This is a genomic window from Thermomonospora curvata DSM 43183 (assembly GCF_000024385.1).
GTDB lineage: Bacteria > Actinomycetota > Actinomycetes > Streptosporangiales > Streptosporangiaceae > Thermomonospora > Thermomonospora curvata.
On record NC_013510.1, the window covers coordinates 202,816 to 229,410 of the forward strand.

The 26,595-nt window shown below is 72.2% G+C and carries 22 protein-coding genes; 12 read left to right on the forward strand and 10 right to left on the reverse strand.

Annotation, left to right across the window (positions count from 1 at the left end):
* The first annotated feature begins 142 nt into the window (after positions 1-142).
* The 9 genes from TCUR_RS00905 (at position 143) to hisC (ending at position 9,010) form a co-directional block, all read left to right on the forward strand.
* Positions 143-1,054 carry a PP2C family protein-serine/threonine phosphatase gene (locus TCUR_RS00905; protein WP_245536950.1) on the forward strand — a complete coding sequence of 304 codons (912 nt, stop codon included), beginning with the start codon at positions 143-145 and terminating at the stop codon, positions 1,052-1,054.
* 5 nt (positions 1,055-1,059) lie between these two features.
* Entirely contained in the window at positions 1,060-2,358 is a 1,299-nt protein-coding gene (locus TCUR_RS00910) for a VWA domain-containing protein (protein ID WP_012850572.1), read from the forward strand.
* Between the two features lie 4 nt (positions 2,359-2,362).
* Positions 2,363-3,004 carry an FHA domain-containing protein gene (locus TCUR_RS00915; RefSeq protein ID WP_012850573.1) on the forward strand — a complete coding sequence of 214 codons (642 nt, stop codon included), beginning with the start codon at positions 2,363-2,365 and terminating at the stop codon, positions 3,002-3,004.
* 7 nt (positions 3,005-3,011) lie between these two features.
* A complete protein-coding gene (locus tag TCUR_RS00920; protein ID WP_041439146.1) occupies positions 3,012-4,493 on the forward strand; it encodes a hypothetical protein in 1,482 nt (493 codons plus the stop codon).
* A gap of 23 nt (positions 4,494-4,516) precedes the next feature.
* Positions 4,517-5,356 carry a glutamate ABC transporter substrate-binding protein gene (locus TCUR_RS00925; protein WP_012850575.1) on the forward strand — a complete coding sequence of 280 codons (840 nt, stop codon included), beginning with the start codon at positions 4,517-4,519 and terminating at the stop codon, positions 5,354-5,356.
* A gap of 234 nt (positions 5,357-5,590) precedes the next feature.
* The gene (locus TCUR_RS00930; RefSeq protein ID WP_012850576.1) at positions 5,591-6,271 is read left to right on the forward strand and encodes a lysophospholipid acyltransferase family protein; all 681 of its coding nucleotides are present in this window, start codon (positions 5,591-5,593) and stop codon (positions 6,269-6,271) included.
* Between the two features lie 59 nt (positions 6,272-6,330).
* On the forward strand, positions 6,331-7,056 hold the full coding sequence (locus TCUR_RS00935) for a hypothetical protein (RefSeq protein ID WP_012850577.1): 726 nt from the start codon (positions 6,331-6,333) through the stop codon (positions 7,054-7,056).
* A 146-nt stretch (positions 7,057-7,202) separates the two neighbouring features.
* Entirely contained in the window at positions 7,203-7,874 is a 672-nt protein-coding gene (locus tag TCUR_RS00940) for an NUDIX hydrolase (RefSeq protein ID WP_012850578.1), read from the forward strand.
* Positions 7,875-7,927: 53 nt separating this feature from the next.
* Positions 7,928-9,010, forward strand: a complete 1,083-nt coding sequence (hisC, locus tag TCUR_RS00945) for a histidinol-phosphate transaminase (protein WP_012850579.1) — start codon at positions 7,928-7,930, stop codon at positions 9,008-9,010.
* 11 nt (positions 9,011-9,021) lie between these two features.
* Here the strand turns inward: hisC and TCUR_RS00950 are convergent, their stop codons facing one another.
* From TCUR_RS00950 to purD, 7 genes are all read right to left on the reverse strand, one after another.
* Positions 9,022-10,650 carry a protein kinase domain-containing protein gene (locus TCUR_RS00950; RefSeq protein WP_342610166.1) on the reverse strand — a complete coding sequence of 543 codons (1,629 nt, stop codon included), beginning with the start codon at positions 10,648-10,650 and terminating at the stop codon, positions 9,022-9,024.
* A 403-nt stretch (positions 10,651-11,053) separates the two neighbouring features.
* Entirely contained in the window at positions 11,054-12,325 is a 1,272-nt protein-coding gene (locus tag TCUR_RS00955; RefSeq protein ID WP_174315338.1) for a transcriptional regulator, read from the reverse strand.
* 732 nt (positions 12,326-13,057) lie between these two features.
* Positions 13,058-14,344: a UDP-N-acetylglucosamine 1-carboxyvinyltransferase gene (murA, locus tag TCUR_RS00960; protein ID WP_041440490.1), complete on the reverse strand. Its 1,287-nt coding sequence runs from the start codon at positions 14,342-14,344 to the stop codon at positions 13,058-13,060.
* 492 nt (positions 14,345-14,836) lie between these two features.
* The gene (locus TCUR_RS00965; protein WP_012850583.1) at positions 14,837-15,694 is read right to left on the reverse strand and encodes a phosphoribosylaminoimidazolesuccinocarboxamide synthase; all 858 of its coding nucleotides are present in this window, start codon (positions 15,692-15,694) and stop codon (positions 14,837-14,839) included.
* 66 nt (positions 15,695-15,760) lie between these two features.
* Positions 15,761-16,561: an MOSC domain-containing protein gene (locus tag TCUR_RS00970; RefSeq protein WP_012850584.1), complete on the reverse strand. Its 801-nt coding sequence runs from the start codon at positions 16,559-16,561 to the stop codon at positions 15,761-15,763.
* Between the two features lie 89 nt (positions 16,562-16,650).
* On the reverse strand, positions 16,651-17,961 hold the full coding sequence (gene purB, locus TCUR_RS00975) for an adenylosuccinate lyase (protein ID WP_012850585.1): 1,311 nt from the start codon (positions 17,959-17,961) through the stop codon (positions 16,651-16,653).
* A gap of 68 nt (positions 17,962-18,029) precedes the next feature.
* On the reverse strand, positions 18,030-19,277 hold the full coding sequence (gene purD, locus TCUR_RS00980; protein ID WP_012850586.1) for a phosphoribosylamine--glycine ligase: 1,248 nt from the start codon (positions 19,275-19,277) through the stop codon (positions 18,030-18,032).
* Between the two features lie 440 nt (positions 19,278-19,717).
* On the opposite strand from purD, the gene TCUR_RS00985 reads away from it, so the two are divergent.
* Entirely contained in the window at positions 19,718-20,791 is a 1,074-nt protein-coding gene (locus TCUR_RS00985; protein WP_012850587.1) for a magnesium and cobalt transport protein CorA, read from the forward strand.
* Between the two features lie 59 nt (positions 20,792-20,850).
* On the opposite strand, the gene TCUR_RS00990 is transcribed toward TCUR_RS00985, so the two are convergent.
* Both TCUR_RS00990 and pdxR read right to left on the reverse strand, forming a co-directional pair.
* Positions 20,851-21,774, reverse strand: coding sequence for a glycerophosphodiester phosphodiesterase (locus tag TCUR_RS00990; protein ID WP_148232883.1), 924 nt, complete (start codon positions 21,772-21,774; stop codon positions 20,851-20,853).
* Positions 21,775-21,932: 158 nt separating this feature from the next.
* Positions 21,933-23,345 carry a MocR-like pyridoxine biosynthesis transcription factor PdxR gene (pdxR, locus tag TCUR_RS00995; RefSeq protein ID WP_012850589.1) on the reverse strand — a complete coding sequence of 471 codons (1,413 nt, stop codon included), beginning with the start codon at positions 23,343-23,345 and terminating at the stop codon, positions 21,933-21,935.
* 47 nt (positions 23,346-23,392) lie between these two features.
* Between pdxR and TCUR_RS01000 the strand changes: the two genes are divergently transcribed.
* Both TCUR_RS01000 and TCUR_RS01005 read left to right on the forward strand, forming a co-directional pair.
* Positions 23,393-23,845, forward strand: coding sequence for a carboxymuconolactone decarboxylase family protein (locus TCUR_RS01000; RefSeq protein WP_012850590.1), 453 nt, complete (start codon positions 23,393-23,395; stop codon positions 23,843-23,845).
* A 96-nt stretch (positions 23,846-23,941) separates the two neighbouring features.
* A complete protein-coding gene (locus TCUR_RS01005; RefSeq protein WP_012850591.1) occupies positions 23,942-25,114 on the forward strand; it encodes an MFS transporter in 1,173 nt (390 codons plus the stop codon).
* 9 nt (positions 25,115-25,123) lie between these two features.
* Here TCUR_RS01005 and TCUR_RS01010 read toward each other — a convergent pair whose 3' ends face one another.
* Positions 25,124-26,407 carry an adenylosuccinate synthase gene (locus tag TCUR_RS01010; RefSeq protein ID WP_012850592.1) on the reverse strand — a complete coding sequence of 428 codons (1,284 nt, stop codon included), beginning with the start codon at positions 26,405-26,407 and terminating at the stop codon, positions 25,124-25,126.
* Positions 26,408-26,595 lie beyond the last annotated feature (188 nt).

Here is a 26,595-nt window from a genome sequence, read left to right on the forward strand (position 1 = left end):
GAAGGCCGCGTCCGCGCCGCCTCCTCCGGCCGACTCCACGGCGTGGGAATGGGACCTTCCGTCGACGGTCGCATACGGCCCTCCGTCCGCGGCGGGGGGCGCCGTGCCGGAGCCCGAGCCGAAGCGGGCCGGAGCGCCGTGCGTGGAGTGCGGTGCGGCCGAGATCAGCGAGGACGGCTACTGCGAGCGGTGCGGGGTGCGCCAGCCCAGCGGACGCGAGCATCTGGAGATCGAGATCGCCGGTGCCGCCGGGGTCAGCGACCGGGGGTTGCGCTACCGCCGCAATGAGGACGCCATGGCGGTGGCCACGGCCGCCGGCAAGGTGATCGCGGTGGTGTGCGACGGGGTCTCCTCCGCGCCGCGCCCCGAGGAGGCCTCCAAGGTCGCCGCCGACACCGGCGCGGCCATGCTCGTCGCCCAGCTCACCGCGGGAGCCGACCCGCAGACCGCCACCCGGGCGGCGCTGGCGCGGGCGGCCAGGGCGGTCACCGCGCTGGCCGACTCCCCCTACGACGCGCCCGCCTGCACGTACGTGTCGGTCGTGGTGGGCGACGGCACCGTCACCGTGGGCTGGGCCGGTGACAGCCGCGCCTACTGGATCTCCGGCGGCGGCGGCGCCCGCCCGTCCACCGCGCTGACCGTCGACGACTCCTGGGCGGCGCAGATGGTACAGCGGGGCCTGATGACCCGGGCCCAGGCGTACGCCGACCACCGCGCCCACACCGTCACCGCCTGGCTGGGCGCCGACGCCGGGGAGGTGACGCCGCGCGCCGAGACCTTCCGGCCCGGTGGGTCCGGCGTGGTGGTGGTGTGCAGCGACGGCCTGTGGAACTACCTGCCGGAGGCCGCCGAGCTGGCCGAGGCCGTGCACGGCGCGCGCAGCCGCTGCGCGAGCGGGTCGCCGCTGGAGATCGCCAGGTCGCTGGTGCGGACGGCGCTGGAGGCGGGCGGCCATGACAACGTGACGGTGGTGCTGATCCCCTTCCCGCCGGGGGACGCCGAAACCCCTCCCGCAAGGGCGGAGGCTCTGGTGCGGGGCGAGACCGGGAGGTGACCGGGATGCCGGAGTTCACCATCAAAGTCGACCAGAACCGCTACCTGCCGGTGAGCGGCGGCGAGGTGCACGCCATCGTGACCGTCGAGGCCACCGGCTCGTCCGCACCGCCCGGCGGGGGCGCCGCCGAAGCCGCCGAGGTGATCATCATCGACACCTCCGGCTCCATGGCGTCCGATGGCAAGCTGGCCGAGGCCAAGCGGGCGGCCCGCACGGCGGTGGACACGCTGCGCGACGGCGTGCACTTCGCCGTGATCGCCGGTTTCCACCGCGCCGAGCCGGTTTACCCCGGTGGGGAGAGGCTGGCGGTGGCCTCCGCGAGCACCAAGAAGGAGGCCAAGAAGGCGATCGGCCGGCTGACGTCCGGCGGCGGCACCGCCATCGGCTCATGGCTGCGGATGGCCCACGGACTGATGTCCCGGCAGGGCGCCGGCGGGGTGCGGCATGCGATCTTGCTGACCGACGGCCAGAACCAGCACGAGACCGCCGAGGAGCTGGACGCCGCGCTGCGGGCGGTGTCCGGGAGTTTCGTGTGCGACTGCCGGGGAGTCGGCACCGACTGGAGGGTGGCCGAGCTCCGCAAGATCGCTTCTGCGCTGCTGGGCAGCGTGGACATCGTGGCCGACCCGCGCGACCTGGCGGCCGACTTCCGGGCCATGACCGAAAACGCCATGGGCAAGACGGTGGCGGATGTGACGCTGCGGATCTGGACGCCCCTGCACGGGACGCTGAAGTTCATCAAGCAGGTCTCGCCCGCCCTGGAGGACCTGACCGGCAAACGCACCGACTCGGGCCCGCAGACCGGGGACTACCCGACCGGGGCGTGGGGCGAGGAGATCCGCGACTACCACCTGTGCGTGCAGGTCCCGCCGGGCGAGGTGGGCCGGCAGATGCGGGCGGCCTGGGTGAAGCTGGTCGTCCCCGACGGCGCCGGCGGCGAACGGGTGGCGGCCACCGGTAATGTGCTGGCCGAGTGGACCGATGATGAGGCCAGATCCACTCGGATCAACCCCCGCGTGGCCCACTACACCGGGCAGGAGGAGCTGGCCGAGGCCATTCAGGAGGGCCTGGACGCGCGGCGGGAGGGCGATCTGGACACGGCGACCGCGCGGCTGGGCCGTGCGGTGCAGCTGGCCCGGCGGGCCGGCAACCGGCAGATGGAGGAGCTGCTGGGCAACGTGGTGGACGTCATCGACCCGGTCACCGGAACCGTCCGGCTGAAGAAGAAGGTCGAAAAGGCCGACGAGATGTCGCTGGAGACCCGCTCCACCAAGACGGTGCGCACCCGCAAGGACGGAGGCTGAGGCCATGCCGCACTGCCCGAACGGCCATTCCTCCGCCGCCGAGGACTACTGCGACGTCTGCGGTGAGCTGATGGCCGGTGCGGCGTCCACCGCCTCCGGGCCGGCCGAGCCGCCGCCGGAGCCGTGCCCGGTCGACGGCACGCCGCGCAGCGGGCGGTTCTGCGAGACCTGCGGATACGACTTCGAGACCGGCAACCGGGGCGGCGGCCCGCCGCCCCAGCCGGCCCGGCCGGCGGTTTCCGGAGGCTGGTCGGCGGTGGTGTCGGCCGACCGGGAGTACTTTGCGACCGTGGTGGCCGAGATGGGACCGGACGCCGCCGCGCTGACCTTTCCGCCCTATGCGCCGGACCGGCGGTACCTGCTGGTCGGCCCGCAGGTGCGGATCGGCCGCCGCAGCCTCTCGCGCGGCTTCGTCCCCGAGATCGATTTGAGCATCCCGCCGGCGGACCCGGGGGTCTCGCACATCCACGCGGTGCTGCTGGCCCGCCCGGACGGCGGCTGGGCGCTGGTGGACCCGGGCTCCACCAACGGCACCACCATCAACGGATCGACCGAGCCGATCGCCTGCAACGTCGAGGTGCCGCTGAAGAACGGCGACCGCATCCACGTCGGCGCATGGACCACCATCACCCTGCGGAAGGAATGACGAAGGCGTGAGTAGCACGGTGCGGCGGCCGGCATCGCCCCATCCGTCCGCCGCGACCCGCCGCCCGGGGGCGCCGGCGCGGCCGCGGCGCCGGCTGCATCTGCGGACCGTCCCGGCCCGCATCCGCGCGCTGACCGCGGTGGTGCTGGTGGCGGTGGCGGCGCTGTTCGGCACGGCGAGCTGGGCGATCGGCAACGCCCGCACCGGGCTGGAGGTCATCGGGCACGACGCCGGGCCGCAGGTGATGGTCACCGGCGACCTGTTCTTTGCGCTCAGCGACATGGACGCCCAGGTCGCCACCGTGCTGCTGCTGGGCCGCGATCACCGGCTCGGCCGCGGCCGGGCGGCCGCGCTGGAGCGCTATGAGCAGCGCCGCAGCGAGGCCAACCGGGCGCTGCTGCAGGCCGCCCAGCTCGCCGGGGACGACCCCATCGAGCGGCGCACGGTGCAGGCCGTGCTGGACGGCCTGGGCCGCTATGAGCGGCTGGCCGGCCAGGCCATGCAACTGGACCAGGAGCCGCAGTACGCGCACCCGGCGGGCCGGCCGTCCCCGCGGGTGCTGGAGCTGTACCGGCAGGCCGGCGAGCTGATGAAGCTGGAGCTGCTGCCGCAGGCCTACAACCTGACGTTGGAGAGCGGCTCGATCGTCCGCAAAACCTACGAGAGCAAGCACTGGTCGGTGCGGGCCGGCCGGGTGGGGGTGCTGGCGGCCGGGCTGGCGGTGGTGGCCGCGCTGCTGGTCCTCCAGTGGTATCTGGCGCGGCGGTTCCGGCGGCTGCTCAACCCGGCGCTGGTGCTGGCCACGCTGGGGGTGCTGGCGGTGACGCTGCCGGCGGCCGGGCTGCTGGACTCGCTGGCCGGCCGGCTGCAGAGCGCCAAACGGGACGGGTTCGACTCGGTGCTGGCGCTGTCGCGGGCCCGGGCCATCAGCAACAGCGCCTACGCCGATGAGAGCCGCTACCTGCTGGATCCCGCTCGTGCCGACACCTACGAGCAGGTCTACTTCGACAAATCGCAGGCGATCTTGTACTTGGACGCCGAGCGCACCAAGAGCCTGACCGACTATCACGCCGGGGTGGGCCCGGCCGTGGAGCGCTTTGTGACCGGTGGCCGGGCGCAGGTGGACTTCCTGGGCTTTTTCGGCGACCAGGCCCGGCGGGCCGAGCCCGGCACCTCCCGGGCGCGGGCCTTGGCCGAGGTGCTCACCGGGTACCGCGCGTTTCAGGAGGGCGACCGGCGCCTGCGGGAGCTGGTGGCCGCCGGCCGGCCGGCGGAGGCGCTCGCCCAGCATCTGCAGGCCGACGCGTTCGAACGCTACGACGCGGCGCTGGTGCGGCTGGCCGAGCAGCACCGCACCGCGTTCACCGGCGCCATCGCCGACGGCGACCGCAGGCTGCGGGGCTGGCATGTGGCGCTGCCCGGTGCGTGCGCCGTCATCGCCGTCTTGGTTCTCCTCGGCGTCCGGCCCCGCCTGGCCGAGTACCGCTGAAGCCGCATCGGAGGTTTGCGATCATGCGTTCGTCCCGCATCGCCGGCCGTAGGGCGGCCGCCGCGGCATCGGCCGTCCTGGCGGCCGTCGCGCTCGCCGGCTGCGACGCCGGCGGGGCCGGCTCGATCCTGGACAAGTCCACCTTGCGGATCGGGGTGAAGGCCGACCAGCCCGGGCTGGGCCTCAAACGGCCGGACGGCACGTTCGAGGGCTTCGATGTGGACGTGGCCAGGTACGTGGCCGGCAGGCTGGGGTTCGCCGAAGAGGACATCACCTTCGTCGAGACGCCCTCCAGCGTCCGGGAGCAGGCCCTGCAGGAGCGGCGGGTGGACATGATCGTGGCGACCTACTCGATCACCGCCGGCCGCAAGACCAAGGTGACCTTCGCCGGGCCGTACTACGTCGCCCACCAGGACACCTTGGTGCGGGCCGGCGACGGCGCCGTCAGGAACGTGCGCGACCTGAGCGGCCGCAGGCTGTGCAAGGTCACCGGCTCCAACTCCTGGCGGCGGGTGACCGAGGAGCGCAAGGTCCCGGCACGGCTGGTGGAGACCTCCTCCTACAGCGACTGCGTGAACCGGCTGCTGTCGGGCGAGCTGGACGCGGTCTCGACCGACGATCTGATCCTGGCCGGGTTCGCCGCCCGGTACGGGGACAGGGTCAAGATCATCAATGCCCCGATCTCGGACGAAAAGTACGGGATCGGGCTGCATAAGAGCGATATCGACGGGTGTGAGGCGATCAACACCGCGTTGACCCAGATGTACCAGGACGGCACCGCCCGGAGGTTGCTGGACAAGTGGTTCGGCCGCACCAGCCTGCGGACCAACCCGTATGTGCCGCAGTTCGAAGGGTGCGGCTGAGCGCGCGGAATTCTTACCGGCCAGTAGGGATTACTGGCCAGTAGGAATTGGTGAGGACTGGACTTACCGTCCAGTACCGAAGAGGATTTCCCCCGGCGTTCCCGGAGCGCCCGCCAATGTGTGTGAAATCACCCCCATCGGGCCTTTGACCTGTGCAGAGCCGACAACGGCGATGCGGTTCGGGGCCGGTTGGCCGGGCACGTTACAGTGGCGGTGCGGAATTCGGGAGGCTGGGTGTTTTACACGTTCATGTCGCGCGTAGTGGCTCCGATCCTTCGCCTGCTATTTCGCCCAAAGGTCGAAGGACTGGAGAACGTCCCCGCCTACGGGCCACTGATCATCGCCAGCAACCACCTGTCGTTCATCGACAGCTTCATCATCCCGCTGTCGATCCCCAGGCCGGTGACCTACATCGCCAAGGCCGAATACTTCGAGCAGCCCGGGCTCAAAGGCCGCTTCATCCGCTGGTTCCTGACCACGCTGGGGCACATGCCGATCCAGCGGGGCGCCCGGCGGGCCGCCATGGGGGCGCTGGAGCAGGCCCTGAAGGTGCTGGAGAACGGCGGCGCCTTCGCGATCTACCCCGAGGGCACCCGCTCCCGGGACGGCCGGCTGTACCGGGGCCGCACCGGCACCGGCTGGCTGGTGTTGGCCTCCGGCGCCCGGGTGCTGCCGATCGGGCTGCAGAACACCGAGATCCTGCAGCCCATCGGGCGCCGCCTGCCGCGCATCTGCTGGCCCGGCCGCCCCCGCCCGATCGTGCGGATCGGCCCGGTGATGGACTTCTCCCACTACCGCGACCTGCCCCCGGCCAAGGCCCGGCGCGTGATCACCGACGAGATCGTCGAGACCATCCAGAAGCTGTCCGGCCAGGACTACGCCGGGGTCTACAACGAGAACGCCGACGTCTCCTGACCGCCACCAAAACGTCGTCACCGGCGTGTCTCGCCAGAGGTATCAGTAAGGTCGCGGGCATGGCTTCGTCACGTAGCGTCAATGCCCTCTTCCTCAGTGTGCTCACCTGCGCCGCCCTGGCCACCGCGTGCGGCGGCCAGAGCGGCGACGGCAAGGCCGGCGCCGATCAGGAAAGCGAACGCGCCGCCCCCGCGGGAACCGGCTACACCTCCGACCAGCTTCGCCAGGCGCTGCCCACCGAACTGTCCGGATACCGGCGCACCGGCGAGCCGGAGGCCGGCGAGTACGCCTCGCTGAAGAGCATCGCCAACTTCCTGCAACTGCAGCGCCAGGTCACCTACGACAAACCCCGCTGCGCCAAGGTCACCGGCGCCTCCGTCGCCCTCGACGAGGAGCTGCGCACGGTGCCGGCCGCCGTCGCCATCTTCTCCAAGGGCGGCGGCCACTCGGTGTCCACCACCTTGATGGCGGTGCCCAACTCCACCGCCGAACGGCATGTGCAGGTGCGGATGCCCGAGCAGTGCAAGCAGTTCCGCACCAAGATCAACGGCAAGTGGGCCGAGCACGAGGTGGTGGAGGCCGGCTCCGGCGACACCGGGCTGGGCTCGCGCATCGTCGGGGTGGCCAGCACCCTCAACGAGACCGCGGTCAAGACCTGGTACGTGGTGCTGCGCGGCCGGGGCTACCTGGCCACGATCGCCCTGTACGGGCCGACGGCCACCCGCGCCGAGGCCGAGCAGCTGGCCCGCCAGACCTACGACCACGCCGAACGCATCCTGCCCTGACAAGCGCTCACCGCGCACCGGCCCGCCGGCGTGGCGCCGGGAGGACGCCCCGGCGCCACGCCGTTCTCCCCGGCTGCGGCCGGAAAAGGTTCGGTGAAAAGGAGCGATGGGACCAGGGGACCCGCCGGGGCCGATAACGTTCAAGCATGACCGTCCCCCGGCTGGCAGTCTCCGTGGACCTCGTGGTGCTGACCGTCCGTGAACAGCGGCTGTGCGCACTGACCTGGCGGCGTGACCGGCCGCCTTATGAGGGATGCTGGTCGCTGCCGGGCGGGTTCATCCAGCTGGATGAGGACCTGCCGGTGGCCGCCGCCCGGCTGATGGCCGAACGGGCGGGGCTGGCCGACGTCCGCATCCACCTGGAACAACTGGCGACCTACGGCTACCCCGACCGCGACCCCCGCCAGCGGGTGGTCAGCGTCGCCTACCTGGGACTGGCGCCCGACCTGCCGGCCTCCTCCCGCGCCCAGGTGCTGTGGCGGAGCGTGGACGAGCTCGACAACGAGCGCGCCGCCTTCGACCACCGCAGGATCCTGCGGGACGGGGTGGAACGGGCCCGCGCCAAGCTGGAGTACACCTCGCTGGCCGCCGCGTTCTGCCCGCCGGAGTTCACCGTGGCCGAGCTGCGCCGGGTCTATGAGATCGTCTGGGGCACCCATCTGGACCCGCGCAACTTCCACCGCAAGGTCACCGGCGCCGACCGGTTCCTCATCCCCACCGGCCGCACCACCACCCGCGACGGCGGCCGTCCCGCCCAGCTGTACCGGCGGGGCGACGCCGAGCAGCTGCGCCCGCCCATGCTGCGCCCGCGTCCATGACGCCGCCGGCGGCGTAGTCTTGGGACGTCACCCGTCACCTTTGGAGGGCAACGGTGCCTGAGGTCGCCACTCCTCGTTTCCGCTCCGTGCTGGACCGGTTCGCCGCCTACAAGCCCGGCAAGACCGCGGTCTCCCCGGACGGCCGGTCCTACAAGCTGTCGTCGAACGAGTCCCCGTTCGGGCCGCTGCCGTCGGTGCTGGAGGCGATCGGTGAGGCGGCGCGGCGGGTGAACCGCTACCCCGACAACAACGCCACCGCGCTGATCGAGGCGATCTCCGAGCGCTTTGCGGTGCCCGCCGACCACATCGCGGTGGGCTGCGGCTCGGTGGGCGTCACCCAGATGCTGCTGGAGGCGGTGGCCGAGCCCGGCGCCGAAGTGCTGTACGCCTGGCGGTCGTTCGAGGCCTACCCGGTGCTGGTGGCGCTGTCGGGGGCGCAGGCGGTGCAGGTGCCGCTGCGGGAGGAGACCCACGACCTGGCCGCGATGGCCGAGGCGATCACCGAGCGGACCCGCCTGATCTTCGTGTGCAACCCCAACAACCCCACCGGCACGGCGGTGCGCCGCGCCGAGCTGGAGTCCTTCCTGGACCGGGTGCCCGCCGACTGCCTGGTCGTCCTGGATGAGGCCTACCGCGAGTACATCCGCGACGAGCAGGTCCCCGACGGCCTCACCCTGTACGGCGACCGCCCCAACCTGGCCGTGCTGCGCACCTTCTCCAAGGCCTACGGGCTGGCCGGGCTGCGCGTGGGCTTCCTGGTGGCGCACCCGGTGGTGGCCGGCGCGGTCCGCAAGACCATGCTGCCCTTCAGCGTCAACTCCCTGGCCCAGGCCGCCGCCATCGCCTCCCTGGCCGCCGAGGACGAGCTGCTGGAACGGGTGGAGGGCACCGTCAAGGAACGCCACCGGGTCGTCAGCGCCCTGCGCGACCAGGGCTGGTCGGTGCCCCCCACCGAGGCCAACTTCGTCTGGCTCCGCCTGGGCGAGCGGACCTTGGACTTCGCGGCCGCCTGCGAGGCCCAGGGCGTCAGCGTGCGTCCCTTCGCCGGGGAGGGCGCGCGGGTCTCCATCGGCTTGCCCGAGGAGAACGACGCGTTCCTGGCCGTGGCCGCCGCCTACCCGCACCGCAACCGCTGAGCTTGCGCCCGTTAGGCGCACTCCCCTTCGGCCGCCAGGCGGTGGGAGGGGGCACTGCCGGGGGACGCACTGGCCTGGCCCGCGTAAACAGCGGGGCACGCGTCGTAGGAGTGCGTGACCTCCACAGTGGTGCTCCCAGTGGCCGGCACCGTCACGGTCACGGTCTCGGGAGCGCCATGGGCGACGTCATCGGCGTAGAACTGGACGGTGAGGGTGACCGTGCCAGCACCGGAGGCGGTGACCTTCACCTGCGCGGTGGCGGTGGTGCCCGTCTCGTCCAAGGAGAGCCCGACGATCTCCACGGCGGTGGCCTCGAAGGAAGCGGACGGGGACGGGCTCGGCGTGGGCGGGGGGCTCGGCGGGCTCGACGGCCTGCCGGGCGGAACGGCCGGGCCGCTGGATGGGCTGCTGCCGGTGGGGGCGCCGGCGCTCGGCCGGTCGATGCCGATGCTCGCCGCCCCGCCGGTGGCGGAGCGGCCGCCCTTGACGGCCGGGCTTTCGCCGGCGTCGAAGCCGGGCAGTGCAGAAGACTCCACGGGAGGCGCCGGTCCCGTCTCGGAGACGCCGGGCAGCGCCTCACCGGTGCCCCGGGCGTTCTTGCCGGAGGCGTAGACCACCGCGCCCGTGCCGACCACCAGCAGCAGGGCGGCGGCCAGTGCGATCAGCAACCTGCCGCGGGAGCGCCGGCGGCGCCCGTTGAGCATGGCCCGGGCCTGCTCGTCGCTGACCAGTTTGCGCGACAGCGGGAACAGCAGCTTCAGCACCGACGCCCGCTCACTGAGCTGCTCCCGTCCGCGTTGCTCCCAGGCGGGCCCGTAGGCGGCCAGCGCGACGGATTCCAGGCGGCTCACGAAGACCGGTGCGGTGACGGGACGCTCGTTGGGGTCGGCGGCCAGTCCGGTGGTGACCAGGGAGACGAGGGGCTGGGGGAGCTGCGGCCCGATCGGGCCGGCGCACCGTCCGCCGGTGAAGACCGGCGGCTCCCCGGTCAGACACTCATAGAGGATCGCGGTGGCCGAGTACAGGTCGGCGGCGGTCGTCACCGGGCCGCCGGCGGCCAGCTCGGGCGCCCGGTAGCGCTCCGCCCCCGCCGAGGCCGCCGTGCCGCCGCCGGCGATGACGCCCAGCCCGGCCAGTTTGCAGGTGCCTTCGTCGTCCACCAGGACGTTCCCGGGGCTGACGGACCCGTGGGTCAGCCCGCTGCGGTGCGCGGCGGCCAGCGCCAGCAGGACCGCCTTGCACACCAGCAGGGACGCCTCCGGCGCCAGGCGCCCCTCGGCCTTGATGATCCGCTCCAGGCTGATCCCGTCGACCAGCTCGCTGATCAGCGCGGTGCCGTGCGGGGACGTGACGTACTCGTGCAGCCGGACCAGCCCCGGATCATCCAGCCCGGCGATCAGCCGTGCCTCGTCGTGGAACGCCTGCCGGCCGGGCGGCTGCGGCGGCAGGTACCTGATCGCGACGGGGGTGCCGGTGGACTTGCGGACGGCGAGCATCACCCGTCCGACGCTGCCCTCTCCGAGCTCACGGATATGGCGATACCCCGCAACCGCCCATTCTCCGCTCACATCACACCCTTCGCTCCGAGCAGCTTCGACCGTCCCGTTCCTCGGGGCCACCGTCGCGTCGGGCAGTGGCACGACAGAGACGGTACGGTGCGCTTGACCGTATCGCCGCTACTTTGCGTCCGTTTTTCGGAGGCGACCGCTATAGGTCAGACGTTCCGCCCGTCTCTCTGGTTGTCACGACATGATCGGCTTCCTGTGCGATCCGCGGCCCGTGCCCGCATGAAGCAGGCGGACCGCCATCAACGTAGCCGATCGGGCTGATGGTCGCGGAGGCGAAGCTTGGGGTGCGGGTTGCAGGCGGGACGTCTGGTGCGATCGCCTGCGTATTCGGCGAGCCGGGGGTGAAGCGAACGAACTCGCTCTATCGGCGGGCTCTGCCTGCCGCAGGAGGCGGAAACCGTTTGAACGGCCCTAGAAAGGACGAAGCCGACCGGGGGCGGGGTCCCCGGACGGCGATCGGCCGGTGGACGGGCCGTCAGGTGGTGGCCTTGGGGCCGAGTTTCTCCACGATCAGCCGGTAGAGCTGGCGGGGACGGCCCGGCTGCGGGGTCCGGTTGGGAGGCAGCGGCCAGGCCAGGCCCTCCTCCACCAGGGTGCGCAGCAGCCGGCGGGCGGTGCGGGGGGTGACCCCCAGCATCCGGCCGGCGTTCTCGGCGTCCACGATGAGGGGCTGGCTGTCGCCGTTGCGCCCGCCGTTCTCGGCGTCGATCTTGTCGGCCAGGCGGGCGAGGATCTCCAGCCCCTTCGGCTTGGGCTGCGGCTGCGTGCGCGGCGGGGTGCGCGGCGCGGGGACCAGGGCCCGGCCGTCGCGGTCGAGGGCGAAGCCCTGGGCCCGCTGGGAGGTCTGCGAGCGGGCCAGTGCCGCACGGGCGTGGGTCTCGGCCTCGTGCGCGGTGCGGCCCATGCCGATGCCGACCTCGATGGCCACCCCGAGCTCCTCGCGGACCCGGTCCACGAACGGGGGAGTGCGGAAGCCCTCGGTGACGGCGGAGACCGAGCCCCGGGTGGCGGTGACCAGGTAGCTGTGGTCGTCCACCGGCCAGACCGAGGCGTTCATCCGGTGCGCCTCCTGCACCAGGGTGCGGTGCAACGCCAGCTTCAGCTCCTCCCGCCAGTAGCGCGGGGTGACCCGCCGCGGCGTCTCGCGCAGCGTGGGGACGTCCACCACGATCACCACCAGCTGGGACTCCTCCAGCCGGTGGTGGGCGCCCAGCAGCGCGGCGGTCTGCAGGGAGCTGCGGATCGCCGCGCCCGTGGGGCGCACCCGGATCGTCGGCACGCCCGCCATCTCCATCCGCTCGGCGGTGGCGTGCACGCAGGTCATCGCCACGGTGGTGATGCCGCGCCGCCACAGCCGCTCGTGGAAGGCGGCCAGCGTGCCGGGGCCGGCGGCCTCCTCGCGCAGGTGGACGTTCTCTATGCCCAGGTTGATCTCGCTATAGGCCTCCTCGACGTCGGAACGGGTGAGCACGTCGATGCTGACCTTGGCGGGGTCGTAGCGGTCGTCCAGGGCCGCCTGCAGCAGCGCGCCCTGCAGCGCCGCCCCGTTCAGCGGCACGTAGGTGGCCGGCATGGTCAGCACCCCGGCCTTGCGCGCGAAGTCGTAGGGCACCGGACTGGCGAACAGGCACACGTCCACGGCCGACCCCAGCCGCAGGACCTTGTCGGCGGCCTCCTGCTCGTCCCGGTAGGCCGCGGCGACCAGCCTGCTGGGGATCGGCGTGGAGCTGTGGTTGCCCATGAGCATGACGCGTTCCACCAAGTCATGCGGGCCGACCACACCGATGGTCAAGTCCGGTGTCGAACCGGTCGATCTCGACGCGCTCATAGGCGACCTCCCCCGTGGGGTGGTGGCCCCTTGCGGTCGTGCGCGTTCGCGCATGCTCCGCCCAACCGTTGACTCATGGCTTGCCGCCCCTGCCTTCTGACCCAGCACCGCAGTTCCCGCGATTCATTCCTCATTGGGCAGATCGGGTCAGGGCGACGAAGTGTGACGCCCAGACGCGAAATCGAATCAAGAGTGCGGCGAAAAAGTAACCTATGGGACCCCTTGGTCAGTAACTTGTTACCATACGGACAGACACAATCCGGTATCTTCGGATGTCCGAAGTTCGGCGGTCAAGTTTCGCTGTCCGGAAAGATCCCTGCCCTGAGGGCTGATCGCGACGGGAGGTCCGGAGAGGGGCTGTCAGGGCTTTGTCAACGTTCTGGTCAGGTTTCGGGAAGGCTGTCTAGATTGTTGTCGAGTGCCCGAAATGTCGGAACCGTTGAGGCGGTGACCGCGCTCGGCGCCTGTTGATGACCGAGGGGTCACTTTTTGCGGTCGCCCGAAACCACCGCTTGAGCGGGAAACCTTCGGAAGCCGGACCGGGACGGCACAGCCGCCCGTCCGAAGCGGCGCCCGGCCCGGCCGGGCGCCGAGACTGCGGGACCATCATGCCCCGCCGGCGGCGTCCGGGGCCGGCGGCCCCGGACGCCTTCAGAGCACTTCGCGGACGATGTCGGCGCCGACCTGCGACAGCCGCTCGGCCACATGGGCGTGACCGCGGTCCAGGTAGTAGGCCTGGGTGATGACGGTCTCGCCCTCGGCGCTCAGCCCGGCCAGCACCAGCGCGCTGCCGGTGCGCAGGTCGTGCGCCACCACCTCGGCGCCGTGCAGCGGGGTGGGACCGAACACCTTGGCGCGGTTGCCGTTCACCTCGATGTTGGCGCCCATCTTGGTCAGCTCCCCGGCCAGCTTGAAACGGCCGTCGAAGATCCGCTCATAGATGTAGCTGGGGCCGTCGGCCAGGCAGGACACCGCCATGATCGGCGACTGCAGGTCGGTGGCGAAACCGGGGTACTCGTCGGTGATCACGTTGATCGGGCGCAGCGGCCGCTCCCGGCGCACCTGCAGCACCGCGCCCTCCTGGTGGAACTCCACCCCCATCTGCTCCAGCTTGTCGGCGGCCACCCCCAAATGCTCCAGGGACGCCCCGACCAGGCTGAGCTCGCTGCCGGTGATGGCCGCGGCCATGATGAACACCCCGGCGTCGATGCGGTCGGGCATCACCGTGTGCTCGACGGCGGCCAGCTCCTCCACGCCCTCCACGGTGATGAACCCGGTGCCGCCGCCGGAGATCCGCGCCCCCATCCGCTGCAGGAACTCGATGTTGTCCAGCACCTCCGGCTCCAGGGCGCAGTTTTTGATCAGCGTGGTGCCCTTGGCCAGCGCCCCGGCCATCACCAGGTTCTCGGTGCCGGTGTGGGAGGGGGTGTCGCAGTACAGGGTGGCGCCGCGCAGGTCACCGGCCTTGATGTAGATCACGCCGTTGCCGTCGCCGTCCACCTGCTCGGTGACGGTGGCCCCCATCCGCTTGAAGCCGTTGTAGTGGAAGTCCAGGTTCCGGCTGCCCAGGTTGCAGCCGCCGACGCCCTCGATCACGGCCTCGCCCAGCCGGTGCAGCAGCGCCGGGACGAACAGGAACGAGCCGCGGAACCGAGAGGCGATCTCGGCGGGCAGCACCGGGCTGCTCAGCGTGGAGGCGTCGATCACCAGGGTGCGCTCGGCCTCGTGCAGCTCTGCCTTGGCGCCCACGGCCTGGGCCAGTTCCACCGCGCGGCGCACGTCCTCGATGATCGGAACGTTCCGCAGCACCGTGCGGCCCTTGGTGGCCATCAGGGCCGCGCCGATCATCGGCAGCACGGCGTTCTTCGCGCCCTGGATGAAGACGGTGCCCTGCAGCTTGCGGCCGCCTCGCACACGGTACCGAACCTCGTGGCCCATGCTCATTGCGCCTAGCTCCTTATGGGATGCGGGTGTTGGGTTACCGGCCACCCGCTCGTCCACGGCGGGTCACGAGTGCCAGGCACGCCGCCGCCTGTGCGCTCTTGTAGTAAACCACCGTGCGGACGGTCCGGATGCCCGTTGCGCCCCCCTTTTGGAGGGCCGTCCTTCAGCTGTTTAGATCGCGGAACGTTTCGGAAGGTTCGTACCCTCCGGCGTTCCGAATGTGACCCATGTCGCAGGTGTGCAAACCAGGTCTCAGGTAAACCGATCCACCCAAGCTACCGCTGTTCGGCCGGTGGGATTCAGTGAATCCGTCACCCTCCCGTGGCCCGTGCGGCCACGCGGCGGGCGGCCGTGGCCCGGATGCGCGGATGGGACCGGTACCGAGACCGGCGTCGGAGGGCTTCTCACCGCCGAAAGCTCCGTTCCCTGCGAAGTTCCTGCCAAGAGGCGGTTCCCGTCAAGACACGCCGGGCCGCCGCCGCGGGCTCAGCCGAAGGCCCGCCCGGTCAGCCGTTCGTAGGCCTCGATGTACTTGGCCCGGGTGCGTTCGACGATGTGCGGCGGCAGCGGCGGGGGCGGATCCCCCGAGGCCCGGTCCCAGCCGGCCTCCGCCGAGGTCAGCCAGTCGCGCACGAACTGCTTGTCGAACGACGGCTGCGGGCCTCCCGGCGCCCACCGGTCGGCCGGCCAGAACCGGGAGGAGTCGGGGGTCAGCACCTCGTCGGCCAGCACCAGCTCGCCCTCCGGCGACCAGCCCAGCTCGATCTTGGTGTCGGCCACGATGATCCCGCGCTCGGCGGCCAGCCGCGCGCCCCGCCGGTAGATCTCCACGGTCACCTCGCGCAGCCGCTCGGCCACCTCGGCCCCGACCGCGCTCACCACCTCGGCGAACGTCATGGGCTCATCGTGCGCCCCCAGCGCCGCCTTGGTGGTCGGGGTGAAGATCGGCTCGGGCAGTTTGGAACCGTCCACCAGCCCCTCCGGCAGCGGCACCCCGCACACCGAGCCGCTGCGCCGATATTCCTTCAGCCCCGAGCCGGTCAGATAGCCGCGGGCCACGCACTCCACCGGCACCATCTCCAGCCGGCGCACCACCACCGCCCGGCCCGCCCACTCGGCCGGGGCGCCGTCCGGCAGCTCGGTGGAGATCACATGGTTGGGCACCACGTCCGCCAGCTGCTCGAACCACCACAGCGACAGCTGAGTGAGGATCTTCCCCTTGTCCGGGATGACGGGCTCCAGGACGAAGTCGTAGGCGGAGATGGTGTCCCGGGCCACCATGAGCAGTTCCCCGCCCGGCAGCTCATACAGGTCGCGGACCTTGCCGCTGTGCAGATGCTTCATGCCGCCTTCACCGTGTCCTCAAAGCTCGCCATGGTGGGCGCCGGATGCCGTCGGCCGGGTGCGCCCTCAAGCCGGCCGCCGTTCCAGGACCTCCACCGCGTCACCGACCCGGAGGGTGCCCACGGTGCGGGGCACCCCGTTCTGCCCGAACCGGATGCCGCGGCCGATGGCCCGGTAGGAGCCCAGCGTGCGCAGCGGCTCGCGGCCCCGCTCCCCGGTCTCCTGGTCGGTGGTGATGACCACGCACCGCGCGCACGCCTTGACCAGCTCGATCACCGTCTCGCCGATGCGCAGCAGCCGCACCCGGTCCTCGCCGAACGCCCCGAGCCCGCGCACCACCAGATTGGGCCGGAACCGGTTCATCGGCACCGGCCGCTCCAGCCGCCCGTTCAGGTCCTCCAGCGACTCCTGCGAGATCAGCAGCAGCGGGTAGGCGTCGGCGAACGCCACCCGGCCGTCGGCCCGGCGCGTCGCCCGGTGGCCGGTGAAGCGGACCAGCCGGCAGTCGGTCCCCAGCAGCGCCGAGAACCAGCCGGCCGCCTCATCGCCCTGGTCGATGCCCAGGCACTGGGAGCGGTGCACGTACACCTCGCGCACCGGCCCCGCGTCGGTCGCCTTGTGGACCAGCGGGGCGTCGGCCAGGGACGGGTCGGCGACCTTCACCGTCAGGACCTCCCCGTCGTAGGACGGCCGCAGCAGCGCCATGCGGGCCAGGTCCCGCTGCGACAGGAACCGTCCCTCGGGGGTGACGAGCATGAACTCGCGGTCGTGCCGCAACCCCGTGGGCACCAGCTCGGCGGTGGTCAGGGGCGTCCCGCCACCTCCCTTGAGCGGGTACACGGTCAGGCCGGTCAACACGGCGGTCATACGGGCTCCTGGCTGCGGACGGCGTCAAGCCGGACGGTCACGAGGGGGCGTCGGCACGGGCATCTGGCCTGCTTTCTGCGCGCTGGGGGTCAGGAGAGGGCGGCCAGGCGGTCGAAGACCGGGCCGAGCCGCTCGACGAACCGCTCCGGCCGGCACACCTCGTCCAGCCGCGCCTCATCCAGCGTCAGCCCCGCCGCGGCGGCGTGCTTGCGCAGCGTCTCGCGGAACGGGGTGCCGGTCTCCCAGGTCTCCATCGCGGCCTTCTGGACCAGCGGGTAGGCCTCGTCGTCGCGGGACATGCCCATCTCCACCAGCTCCAGCAGCACCGTGGAGGTGTAGATCAGCCCGCCGGTGGACTCCAGGTTGGCCCGCATCCGCTCGGCGTCCACCACCAGGCCCGACATCAGCTTGATGGTCAGGTTCAGCATGTAGTCCAGCGCGATCGAGGCGTCCGGCAGCGCGATCCGCTCGGTGGAGGAGTGGGAGATGTCCCGCTCGTGCCACAGCGGGATGCCCTCCAGCACCGGCACGATCTGCGCCCGCACGATCCGCGCCAGGCCCGCCAGCCGCTCGGACATGATCGGGTTCTTCTTGTGCGGCATCGCCGAGGAGCCCTTTTGGCCCTTGCCGAACGGCTCCCACAGCTCGCGGACCTCGGTGCGCTGCCCGTGCCGCACCTCCAGCGCGATCGCCTCGCACACCGTCGCCATGATCGCCAGCGCCGAGATCCACTCGCTGATGCCGTCCCGCATCACCACCTGGGTGGACACGTCGGCGGGCTTGAGGCCCAGCCGCTCGGCCACATAGCGCTCCACGGCCGGGTCGATGTTGGAGTAGGTGCCGACCGCGCCGGAGATCGCCATCACGCCCACCGCCTCGCGGGCCCGCCGCAGCCGGTCCCGGGAGCGGGCCATCGCGAACGCGAAGTCGGCCACCCGGTGCCCCCACACGTCCGGCTCGCCGTGAATGCCGTGGGTGCGGCCCACCCGCAGGGTGTTGCGGTGCTCCAGGGCGTGGTCGCGCAGCACCGCCACCAGCCGGTCCGCCTTCTCCAGCAGGATGTCGGTGGCCTCCACCAGCTGCACCGCCAGCGCGGTGTCCAGCAGGTCCGAGGAGGTCATGCCGAAGTGGACGTAGGCGGCGGCCTCCCGCGGCTCGGTGTTGTCCGCCCACGCCGTCAAGAACGCGATCACATCGTGCTGGGTGACCGCCTCGATCTCACGCACCCGCTCCGGGGTGGGCGGCGGCGCCTTGCGGATCGGCTCCACCACCTCGGCCGGGATCGTCCCCGCCTGGGCGTGCGCCTCCACCACCAGGGTCTCCACCCGGCACCACAGCTCGTACTTGTGCGCGTCGCTCCAGACGCGCCCCATCTCCGGAAGGGTGTACCGCTCGATCACGACTTGAGTCTATGGCCGACCTGGTCATGGCTTTGCGGCCGCGCGGTCACGGCGGCCTGCGAGCCGGGTCAGGCCTGGGAGGCCTTGAGGGCGATGTCGGTGCGGTGGTGGGAGCCGCGGATGGTGATCTTGGAGACGGCCTGGTAGGCGGTGGTGCGGGCGGCGGTCAGGTCGGGGCCGGTGCCGACCACGTTGAGGACCCGGCCGCCGGCGGTGACCAGGGTGCCCTCGTCGGTCAGGCGGGTGCCGGCGTGCAGCACGTACGCGCCGGGGACGGCGGCGGCCTCCTCCAGGCCGGTGATCACGTCGCCCTTGACGGGGGAGGCCGGGTAGTTCTCGGCGGCGATCACCACGGTGACCGCGGCGCCGGGGCGCCACTGCAGGGCGGTCTTGGGGTCCAACGCGCCGGTGGCGCAGGCGTGCAGCAGCCCGGCTGGCGGGGTTTCCAGGCGGTCCAGCACCACCTGGGTCTCCGGGTCGCCGAAGCGGGCGTTGAACTCCACCACGCGCACGCCCTTGGAGGTCAGGGCCAGCCCGGCGTACAGCAGGCCCGCGTAGGGGGTGCCGCGGCGGCGCAGCTCGTCGACGGTGGGCTGGACGATGGTGGTCATCACCTCGTCCACCAGGCCGGGCGGCGCCCAGGGCAGCGGGGCGTAGGCGCCCATGCCGCCGGTGTTGGGGCCCTGGTCGCCGTCGTGGGCGCGTTTGAAGTCCTGGGCGGGCAGCAGCGGCACGGCGTTGGTGCCGTCGCTGAGGGCGAACAGCGAGACCTCCGGGCCGTCCAGGAACTCCTCGATGACCACCCGGCCACAGGCGGCGGCGTGCCGGGCGGCCTGCTCGCGGTCCTCGGTGACCACGACGCCCTTGCCGGCGGCCAGGCCGTCGTCCTTGACCACGTATGGGGGGCCGAACAGCTCCAGCGCCGCGGCGACCTCCTCGGGGGTTTGACACACCCGGGAGTCGGCGGTGGGCACGCCGGCGGCGCGCATCACCTCCTTGGCGAACGCCTTGGAGCCCTCGATGCGGGCGGCGGCCGCATCGGGGCCGAACACCGCGATGCCCGCCCGGCGCAGCGCGTCGCCCACCCCGGCGATCAGCGGGGCCTCCGGGCCGACCACCACCAGGTCCGGGCGCAGCCGGCCGGCCAGTTCGGTCACCGCGGCCACGTCGGTGGGGTCGAGGGCGTGGTTTTCGGCGATCTGCAGGGTTCCGGGGTTGCCGGGGGCCGCGTGCAGGTCGGTGACGGCGGGGTCACGGTGCAGGGCGCGAGTGATGGCGTGCTCGCGGCCGCCGGAGCCGAGGACGAGGATACGCACGTCACCTGACCCTATCGGGCCGCACGGGCGGGCGGTGACGGTGACCGCGGCGACAAAAGCACCGAAAGCGCCGGTCCCGCGGCACTTGATCGTGTATGACTGGGGTTGAGAGGGACGCCACAGCCCCGTGGGTGAACCTTGCCGCGCGGCTGGGGCGTCTTCATTGTCGGTTGGTACCCTTTTGCAGGTTGTGCCCTGACGCCGAGGAACGAAGGGGGGTGGTCGTGATGAGTTCTGGTGATCCTTGCAGTACGGCAGCAGAGGTCCCGCACAGTCCGAACGTGACTGTTCATCCGTCCGCCTCTATCCGGCGTCCGGTCGTGGCACGCGTGCGCTCCCTTCGCTGACACGGCGTTGGTCGAGCGCGCCATTGCGTGCTCGCGGCCGGCGGGAAGGGAACCCCGATGGCAATGACCCGCGTTCGTCCACGCAGGGCGACCATGGCGCTTTTCCGGCCGCTGGCCCGCCCGCTGCGCGGCTCGGCGGCCCCTGCCGTTCCCCCGCCCCGCAGCTCGGCCGTCACCGACTGGGCCGCCTACATCGACGGGCAGCGCGTCGACACCGAGACCGTCGCCGATGCGGTACGGCTGGTCCGCGACGGGGAGCTGACCGACAACGACGGCGGCATGGGCTTTGTGTGGGTGGGGCTGCACGAGCCGGACGCCGCCGAGCTGGAGCGGCTGGCACCGGTCTTCGGGCTGCACCCGCTGGCGGTGGAGGACGCCGTGCACGCCCACCAGCGGCCCAAGCTCGAACGCTACGACGACGTCCAGTTCCTGGTCATGAAGACGGTCGGGTACGCCGAGCGCGGCGGCGACGACGGCGACCTGGTCGAGACCGGGGAGATCATGATCTTCTGTGGCCACGACTTCGTGGTCACCGTCCGGCACGGCCCGCACGGCGATCTGGACGCGGTCCGCAGGCGCCTGGAGGCCGACCCGGCCCGGCTGGCGCTGGGCCCCACCGCCGTGCTGCACGCCATCGCCGACCATGTGGTGGACGCCTACATGTCGGTGGCCGAGGCCGTCGCCGACGACATCGACCGGGTGGAGGAGGCGGTCTTCTCCCCCGAGCGCAGCGACGAGGCCCGCCGCATCTACCGGCTCAAGCGCGAGGTCATCCAGCTCAAGCGGGCGGTCGGCCCGCTGGCCGGGCCGCTGCGCTCGCTGGCCGGGCGGCGTTTCGTCCCGCCGGAGATCAAGGAGTACCTGCGCGACGTCGAAGACCACCTCACCCGCGTCCGCGAGCAGGTGGAGTCCTACGACGAGCTGCTCAACCCGATCCTGCACGCGCACATGACGCAGGTGACGGTCGCCGACAACCGGGACATGCGCCGCATCTCCGCCTGGGGCGCCATCCTCATGCTCCCCACCGCCGTCACCGGCATCTACGGCATGAACTTCGACAACATGCCCGCCCTGCACACCGAGTGGGGCTATATGGCGGTGCTGGCCGTCATCGCCGTCATGTGCCTGACCCTCTACCGCGGCTTCCGCCGCAACGGCTGGCTGTAGGGCCCCGGCCCGGCGCATCCCCTCCCGGGGAGCGGTGCGTCCGCGGCGGGCCGGGCGCGTCAGGGCAGCCGGACGGGCGTGCGCGGCTGCGGCCGGGGGATGTCGTAGGTGGCCAGCACCTGGTGGAGCCGGTCGGGGTAGTCGGTGACGATGGCGTCGACGCCGTATTCGATGAAACGTGCCATATCGACCGGGTCGTTGACCGTCCAGACCGACACCCGCAGCCCCCTGCCGTGGGCGTCGTGCACCAGCCGGGAGGTCACCAGGTCGTGTTCGGGCGACAGCACGTTGGCGCCGGCGTCCGCGGCGGCCGCGGCGGGGTCGGCGGCGGACAGGCCGGCCAGCCAGGCGGTGCCGTCGGCCAGTGTCTTGCGCTCCACCAGGGCGACCCGGGCGGCCTGCGGCACGTGAATGCGGGCCTCGGCCAGCACCCGCCAGTCGAAGGCCAGCAGCCGGGCCCGTGACAGCAGGCCGAAAGAATCCAGGACCTCGGCGACGGCGAGCACGAACCGGCGGACCTCGTCGTCGGGCCAGCCGGGGTCGGTCTTCAGCTCGACGGCCGGGTCCACCTCCTCCAGCCCCTGCAGCAGGTCGCACACCTCGGCCAGGGTGGGCAGCCGGGTGCCCGGCAGGGGCAGCTGGGTGAGGAGGAACGGGTCGCAGTCCTGCCCCGGACCCAGCCGGCGCACGCCCGCGTCCACCGTCTTGATCTGGGCGAGTGTCAGGTCGCGCAGCTCGCGGCCCACATAGGGGAACAGCGGGTCGCCGGGGACGACCGGCGCGGTGTCGGCGGTGGTGACCGGAGACAGCGACTGATCGTGGTTGACGACCACCACCCCGTCGGCGGTCAGCCCCACGTCCAGCTCGATGACGTCCACGCCGAGCTCGAGAGCGTGTGCGAAACCCGGAAGCGTGTTCTCCGGCCGCAACCCGCGTGCGCCTCGATGCCCATGGACCTCGATACGTCCGTTCGGCAAGGTCACGCCGGGAACGTTACGAGGAGTGACCAAACGTCCCCCGATCCAACGGTTACGGCCCCACCAACGGTCGCTGGCGTCAGCGTAGCGGCATCGCTGGGGTGACCACGGGTGATTCGCGTCATAAGGTGATAAAGTGGTGCACACCACACCTCGATCGTTGATTACTTTCCGTAGCCGGTTCTGGCGGGCGGCAGCGCCCGCACCAGAGCGTCCACCGCCGCCGCGAACCCGTGCTCGGGCGGCGTGCCGTACCCCACCACCAGCCCGTCCCGGGGCGGCATGACGCCCGCCGGATGCCGGTAGTCGCCGAGCCCGTCGACGGCCACGCCGTGCCGCCGGGCGGCCCGCACGGTGTCCTCCTCGGTGCCGGGCGGCAGGGCGAGCACGGCGTGCAGGCCCGCGGCGATACCGCTGACGGTGATGTGCGGGGCGCGTTCGGCGAGGGCGGCCACCAGCCGGTCGCGGCGGCGCCGGTAGACCTGCCGCATCCGGCGCACGTGCCGGTCGTAGCCGCCGCAGGCGATGAAGTCCGCCAGGGTGAGCTGGTCCACCACCCCCGACCACAGCTCGCGCTCCCCCTTGACCCGCAGCAGCTCGTCCGTCAGATGGGCGGGCACGACCATCCAGCCCAGACGCAGCGAGGGCGACAGGCTCTTGCTGACCGAGCCCAGATAGACCACCCGGTCCGGATCCAGGCCCTGCACGGCACCGACCGGCTGGCGGTCGTAGCGGAACTCGCCGTCGTAGTCGTCCTCCAGCACCAGCCCCCCGGTGGCGGACGCCCAGTCGATGACGGCGGCGCGGCGCTCGGGATGCAGCGGCCCGCCGGTCGGGTACTGGTGCGCCGGGGTGAGCAGCACGGCCCGCGCCCCCGTGCCGGGCAGCTCGTCGATCCGGGCGCCGCCCTCGTCGATCCGCAGCGGCGGCGTGTCCAGTCCCGCCCCGGTCAGCAGCGAGCGGTGAAAGCCCAGCCCGTAGGCCTCCACCGCCACCGGGCCCTCCAGCACCTCGCCCAGCAGGCGCAGCGCGTGCGCGAACCCGGCGCAGACGATGATCCGGTCCGGCGTGGTGCGGACCCCGCGGGCCCGGGCCAGGTATTCGGCGAGGGCGGTCCGCAGCTCGATCCGCCCGCGCGGGTCCCCGACCCCGAACGCCTCGGCGGGTGCGGCGTTCAGCGCCCGGCGCGCCGAGCGCAGCCACTCGGTGCGGGGGAACGCCGAGGCGTCCGGGGAGCTCGGCCGCAGGTCGTGGACGGGGCGCCGCCGGGCGGGCACGGTGCGGCGCGGGCGCCGGGCCGGCGGCGGCAGGGCGCGCGGGGCGACCCGGGTGCCCGAGCCCTGCCGGGCGACCAGCCAGCCCTCGGCGACCAGCTCGGCATAGGCCGCGCCGACGGTGTTGGGCGCGACGCCCAGGTCGCCGGCCAGGCTCCGGTACGGCGGCAGCCGGGTGCCGGGGGCGAGCCGGCCGGAGCGGATCGCCTCGCGCAGCGCCCGCATCAGCCGTTCCCGCACGGTGCCGTCCCCGGTCAGCTCCAGGTGGAGGTCGCTCCCGGAATTGACCCAATGATCTTGCATGAAAATGCACCATAGCCGGGGGTCAATCAGGGGATAGCGTCATCGGCATGCAAGCAGTGCAGATCCCCCAGCGGATGAACCTCCCCAAGGTCGCCCCCAAGGTCTTCTCGGCGATGCTCGCCCTGGACGCCGCCGCCCGGCAGGGGCTGGACCAGACCCTGATCGACCTGGTGCAGATCCGCGCCTCCCAGATCAACAAGTGCGCCTACTGCCTCGACTACCACATCGCCGACGCCCGCAAGGCCGGCGAGACCGAGGACCGGATCTACCAGCTCAGCGCCTGGGAGGACGCCGGCCTGTACACCGCGCGGGAGCGCGCCGCCCTCGCGCTCACCGAGGCGATGACCCTGCTGCCGGGCGGCGTGCCCGACGAGGTCTACGACGAGGCCGCCCGGCACTTTGCGGAGGCCGAGCTGGCCCAGCTCATCGCCCTGATCGCCACGATCAACGCCTGGAACCGGCTGAACGTCACCACCCGCAAGACCCCCGGAACCGCCTGATCCCCCGCCGCACGATCCTTCGCCGCACGGGCGGCGGCCCGCGCCCGAGGGCCGCCGCCCGTGGCGTGTCCCGACACGTGGAGAGGACCCGCCTCGATGACCACGGCACCGCTCGCCGACGCGCCGCCCTCCCCGCTCCGCGGCTGGTGCGCCGCTTCGGCCGTCGCGCTGGGCATCTTCGCCCTGATGACCTCGGAACTGCTGCCCGTGGGCCTGCTCAGCCCCATCGGGCGCGAGCTGGGCGTGTCCGAGGGGACCGCCGGGCTGATGGTGACGGTGCCCGGCCTGGTCGCCGTCGTCTCCGCTCCGCTGCTGACCGTGGCCGCCGGCCGGCTGGATCGGCGGATCGTGCTGGCGGCCCTGGTCGGCACGGTCGGCACCGCCAACCTGCTCTCGGCCCTGGCCGAGGCATTCGCCTTGATCCTCCTCGCCCGGGTGCTGATCGGCGTGGCGGTCGGCGGCTTTTGGGCGCTGGCCGGCGGCATCGCGACCCGCCTGGTGCGGCCCGAGGACGTGCCGCGCGCCACCGCCGTGATCTTCGGCGGGGTGGAGGCCGCCTCCGTGCTCGGCGTCCCCGCCGGGACGCTGCTGGGCGACCTGGGCGGCTGGCGCACGGCGTTCGCCGCCGTGGGCGCGCTGGGCCTGGCGGCGCTGGCCGGGCTGGTCCTGCTCCTGCCCCCGCTGCCGCCGCAACGTTCCATCACCTTCGCCGACCTGCCCCGGGCCTTCCGGGCGAACGCCGGGCTGCGCGTCGGGCTGGCGCTGACCTTCCTGATCGTCACCGGGCACTTCCTCGCCTACACGTTCGTGCGGCCGGTGCTCTCCGGCCACGACGTGCCCGACGAGACGGTCGGCGTGCTGCTGCTGGTGTTCGGGGTCGCCGGGCTGTGCGGCAACTTCCTGGCGGGCGCGCTCATCGGCCGGCGCCTGGCGGCCACCGTCGTCGCCATCTGCCTGACCCTGGCGGCGGCGACGGCGCTGGTCGCGCTGAGCGGCGACGGCGTCGCCGCCGTCGCTGGGCCGCTGGTGCTGTGGGGCCTGGGCTACGGGGCCGTCCCGGTGACCCTGCAGACCTGGATCATGAGATCCTCGCCCACCGCCACCGAGGCTTCGACCTCGCTGTACACCTCGATGTTCAACCTGTCCATCGCGCTCGGCGCGCTGGCGGGCGGGCTGGTCGTCGACACCCTCGCGCTGACCGCCGTGCTGTGGGCGGGCGGCGCGATGGCCCTGGCGGCGCTGCCGTTCGCAATCCGCGGTGCCCGGTGACCGGCGCGGTCAGACCAGCGGGCGGATGGAAAGGGTCTGGTCGCGGCCCGGGCCGACGCCGATCGCCGAGATCGGGGCGCCGGACATCTCCTCGATGGCGCGGACGTAGGCCTGGGCGTTCGGCGGCAGGTCATCGAAGGTCTTGGCGTCGGAGATGTCCTCCTGCCAGCCGTCGAAGTACTCCAGGATCGGCTTGGCGTGGTGGAACTCGGTCTGCGACATCGGCATCTCCTCATGCCGCACCCCGTCCACGTCGTAGGCGACGCACACCGGGATCCGCTCCAGCCCCGACAGGACGTCCAGCTTGGTCAGGAAGTAGTCGGTGATGCCGTTGACCCGGGTGGCGTAGCGGGCGATCACCGCGTCGAACCAGCCGCAGCGGCGGTCGCGCCCGGTGGTCACCCCGTACTCGCCGCCGGTCTTGCGCAGGTACTCGCCCATCTCGTCGCGCAGCTCGGTGGGGAACGGCCCGGAGCCGACCCGGGTGGTGTAGGCCTTGAGGATCCCGATCACCCGGCTGATCTTGGTGGGGCCGATGCCGGACCCGGCGCAGGCGCCGCCGGCGGTGGGGCTGGAGGAGGTCACGAACGGGTAGGTGCCGTGGTCGATGTCCAGCAACGTGCCCTGGGCGCCCTCCAGCAGCACGACCTTGCCCTCGTCCAAGGCCCGGTTGAGCACCAAGGTGGTGTCGGCGACGTAGGGGCGCAGCCGCTCGCCGTAGGCCAGGTACTCCTCCACGATCGGGGCGGTCTCGATCCGCCGCCGGTTGTAGACCTTGGTGAGGACCTGGTTCTTCTCGCGCAGCGCCAGGTCGAGCTTTTGGGTCAGGATGTTGGGGTCGAACAGGTCCTGCACCCGGATGCCGGTCCGGGTGATCTTGTCGGCGTAGGCCGGGCCGATGCCGCGGCCGGTGGTGCCGATCCGCGCCCGCCCCAGGTACCGCTCGGTGACCTTGTCCAGCGCCCGGTGGTGGGGCATGATCAGGTGCGCGTCCGCCGAGATCAGCAGCCGCTCGCAGGAGACGCCCCGCTCGGCCAGCCCGTCGATCTCGCTGAGCAGCACGCCCGGGTCGATCACCACGCCGTTGCCGATCACCGGCACCACGCCCGGGGACAGCACCCCCGAGGGCAGCAGGTGCAGGGCGTAGCTGTTGTCTCCGATGACGACGGTGTGCCCGGCGTTGTTGCCGCCCTGGTAGCGGACGACGTAGTCGACCTGTCCGCCGAGCAGGTCGGTGGCCTTGCCCTTGCCCTCGTCCCCCCACTGGGCTCCGACAAGCACGATGGCAGGCATCAGCTATCTCCTTCTACGGCAATCGGTGGGGGAGCCGCCCTCGGCTCCGGCCGCCGTCACGGCCGGGGGGTCCGACGAGCACGATGGCGGGCATCAGGTCATCCCCTTCCGCGGCGCACCGGCCGGCGCGGCGTCGGCCACATCCCCTCTCATGACGAAGGCCCCTTGGGCGCAAGCGCGAAGGGGCC

Excerpts from the sequence above, each read along its gene's own strand:
- TCUR_RS00955 (WP_174315338.1), bottom strand. The coding sequence starts at position 12,325 with ATGCTCATGGGCAACCACAGCTCCACGCCGATCCCCAGCAGGCTGGTC.
- TCUR_RS00985 (WP_012850587.1), top strand. The coding sequence starts at position 19,718 with ATGGCGCTTTTCCGGCCGCTGGCCCGCCCGCTGCGCGGCTCGGCGGCC.
- TCUR_RS00915 (WP_012850573.1), top strand. The coding sequence starts at position 2,363 with ATGCCGCACTGCCCGAACGGCCATTCCTCCGCCGCCGAGGACTACTGC.
- pdxR (WP_012850589.1), bottom strand. The coding sequence starts at position 23,345 with ATGCAAGATCATTGGGTCAATTCCGGGAGCGACCTCCACCTGGAGCTG.
- TCUR_RS01000 (WP_012850590.1), top strand. The coding sequence starts at position 23,393 with ATGCAAGCAGTGCAGATCCCCCAGCGGATGAACCTCCCCAAGGTCGCC.
- TCUR_RS00910 (WP_012850572.1), top strand. The coding sequence starts at position 1,060 with ATGCCGGAGTTCACCATCAAAGTCGACCAGAACCGCTACCTGCCGGTG.
- murA (WP_041440490.1), bottom strand. The coding sequence starts at position 14,344 with ATGGGCCACGAGGTTCGGTACCGTGTGCGAGGCGGCCGCAAGCTGCAG.
- TCUR_RS01010 (WP_012850592.1), bottom strand. The coding sequence starts at position 26,407 with ATGCCTGCCATCGTGCTTGTCGGAGCCCAGTGGGGGGACGAGGGCAAG.
- TCUR_RS00970 (WP_012850584.1), bottom strand. The coding sequence starts at position 16,561 with ATGACCGCCGTGTTGACCGGCCTGACCGTGTACCCGCTCAAGGGAGGT.
- TCUR_RS00935 (WP_012850577.1), top strand. The coding sequence starts at position 6,331 with ATGGCTTCGTCACGTAGCGTCAATGCCCTCTTCCTCAGTGTGCTCACC.
- TCUR_RS00940 (WP_012850578.1), top strand. The coding sequence starts at position 7,203 with ATGACCGTCCCCCGGCTGGCAGTCTCCGTGGACCTCGTGGTGCTGACC.
- TCUR_RS01005 (WP_012850591.1), top strand. The coding sequence starts at position 23,942 with ATGACCACGGCACCGCTCGCCGACGCGCCGCCCTCCCCGCTCCGCGGC.
- TCUR_RS00965 (WP_012850583.1), bottom strand. The coding sequence starts at position 15,694 with ATGAAGCATCTGCACAGCGGCAAGGTCCGCGACCTGTATGAGCTGCCG.
- TCUR_RS00925 (WP_012850575.1), top strand. The coding sequence starts at position 4,517 with ATGCGTTCGTCCCGCATCGCCGGCCGTAGGGCGGCCGCCGCGGCATCG.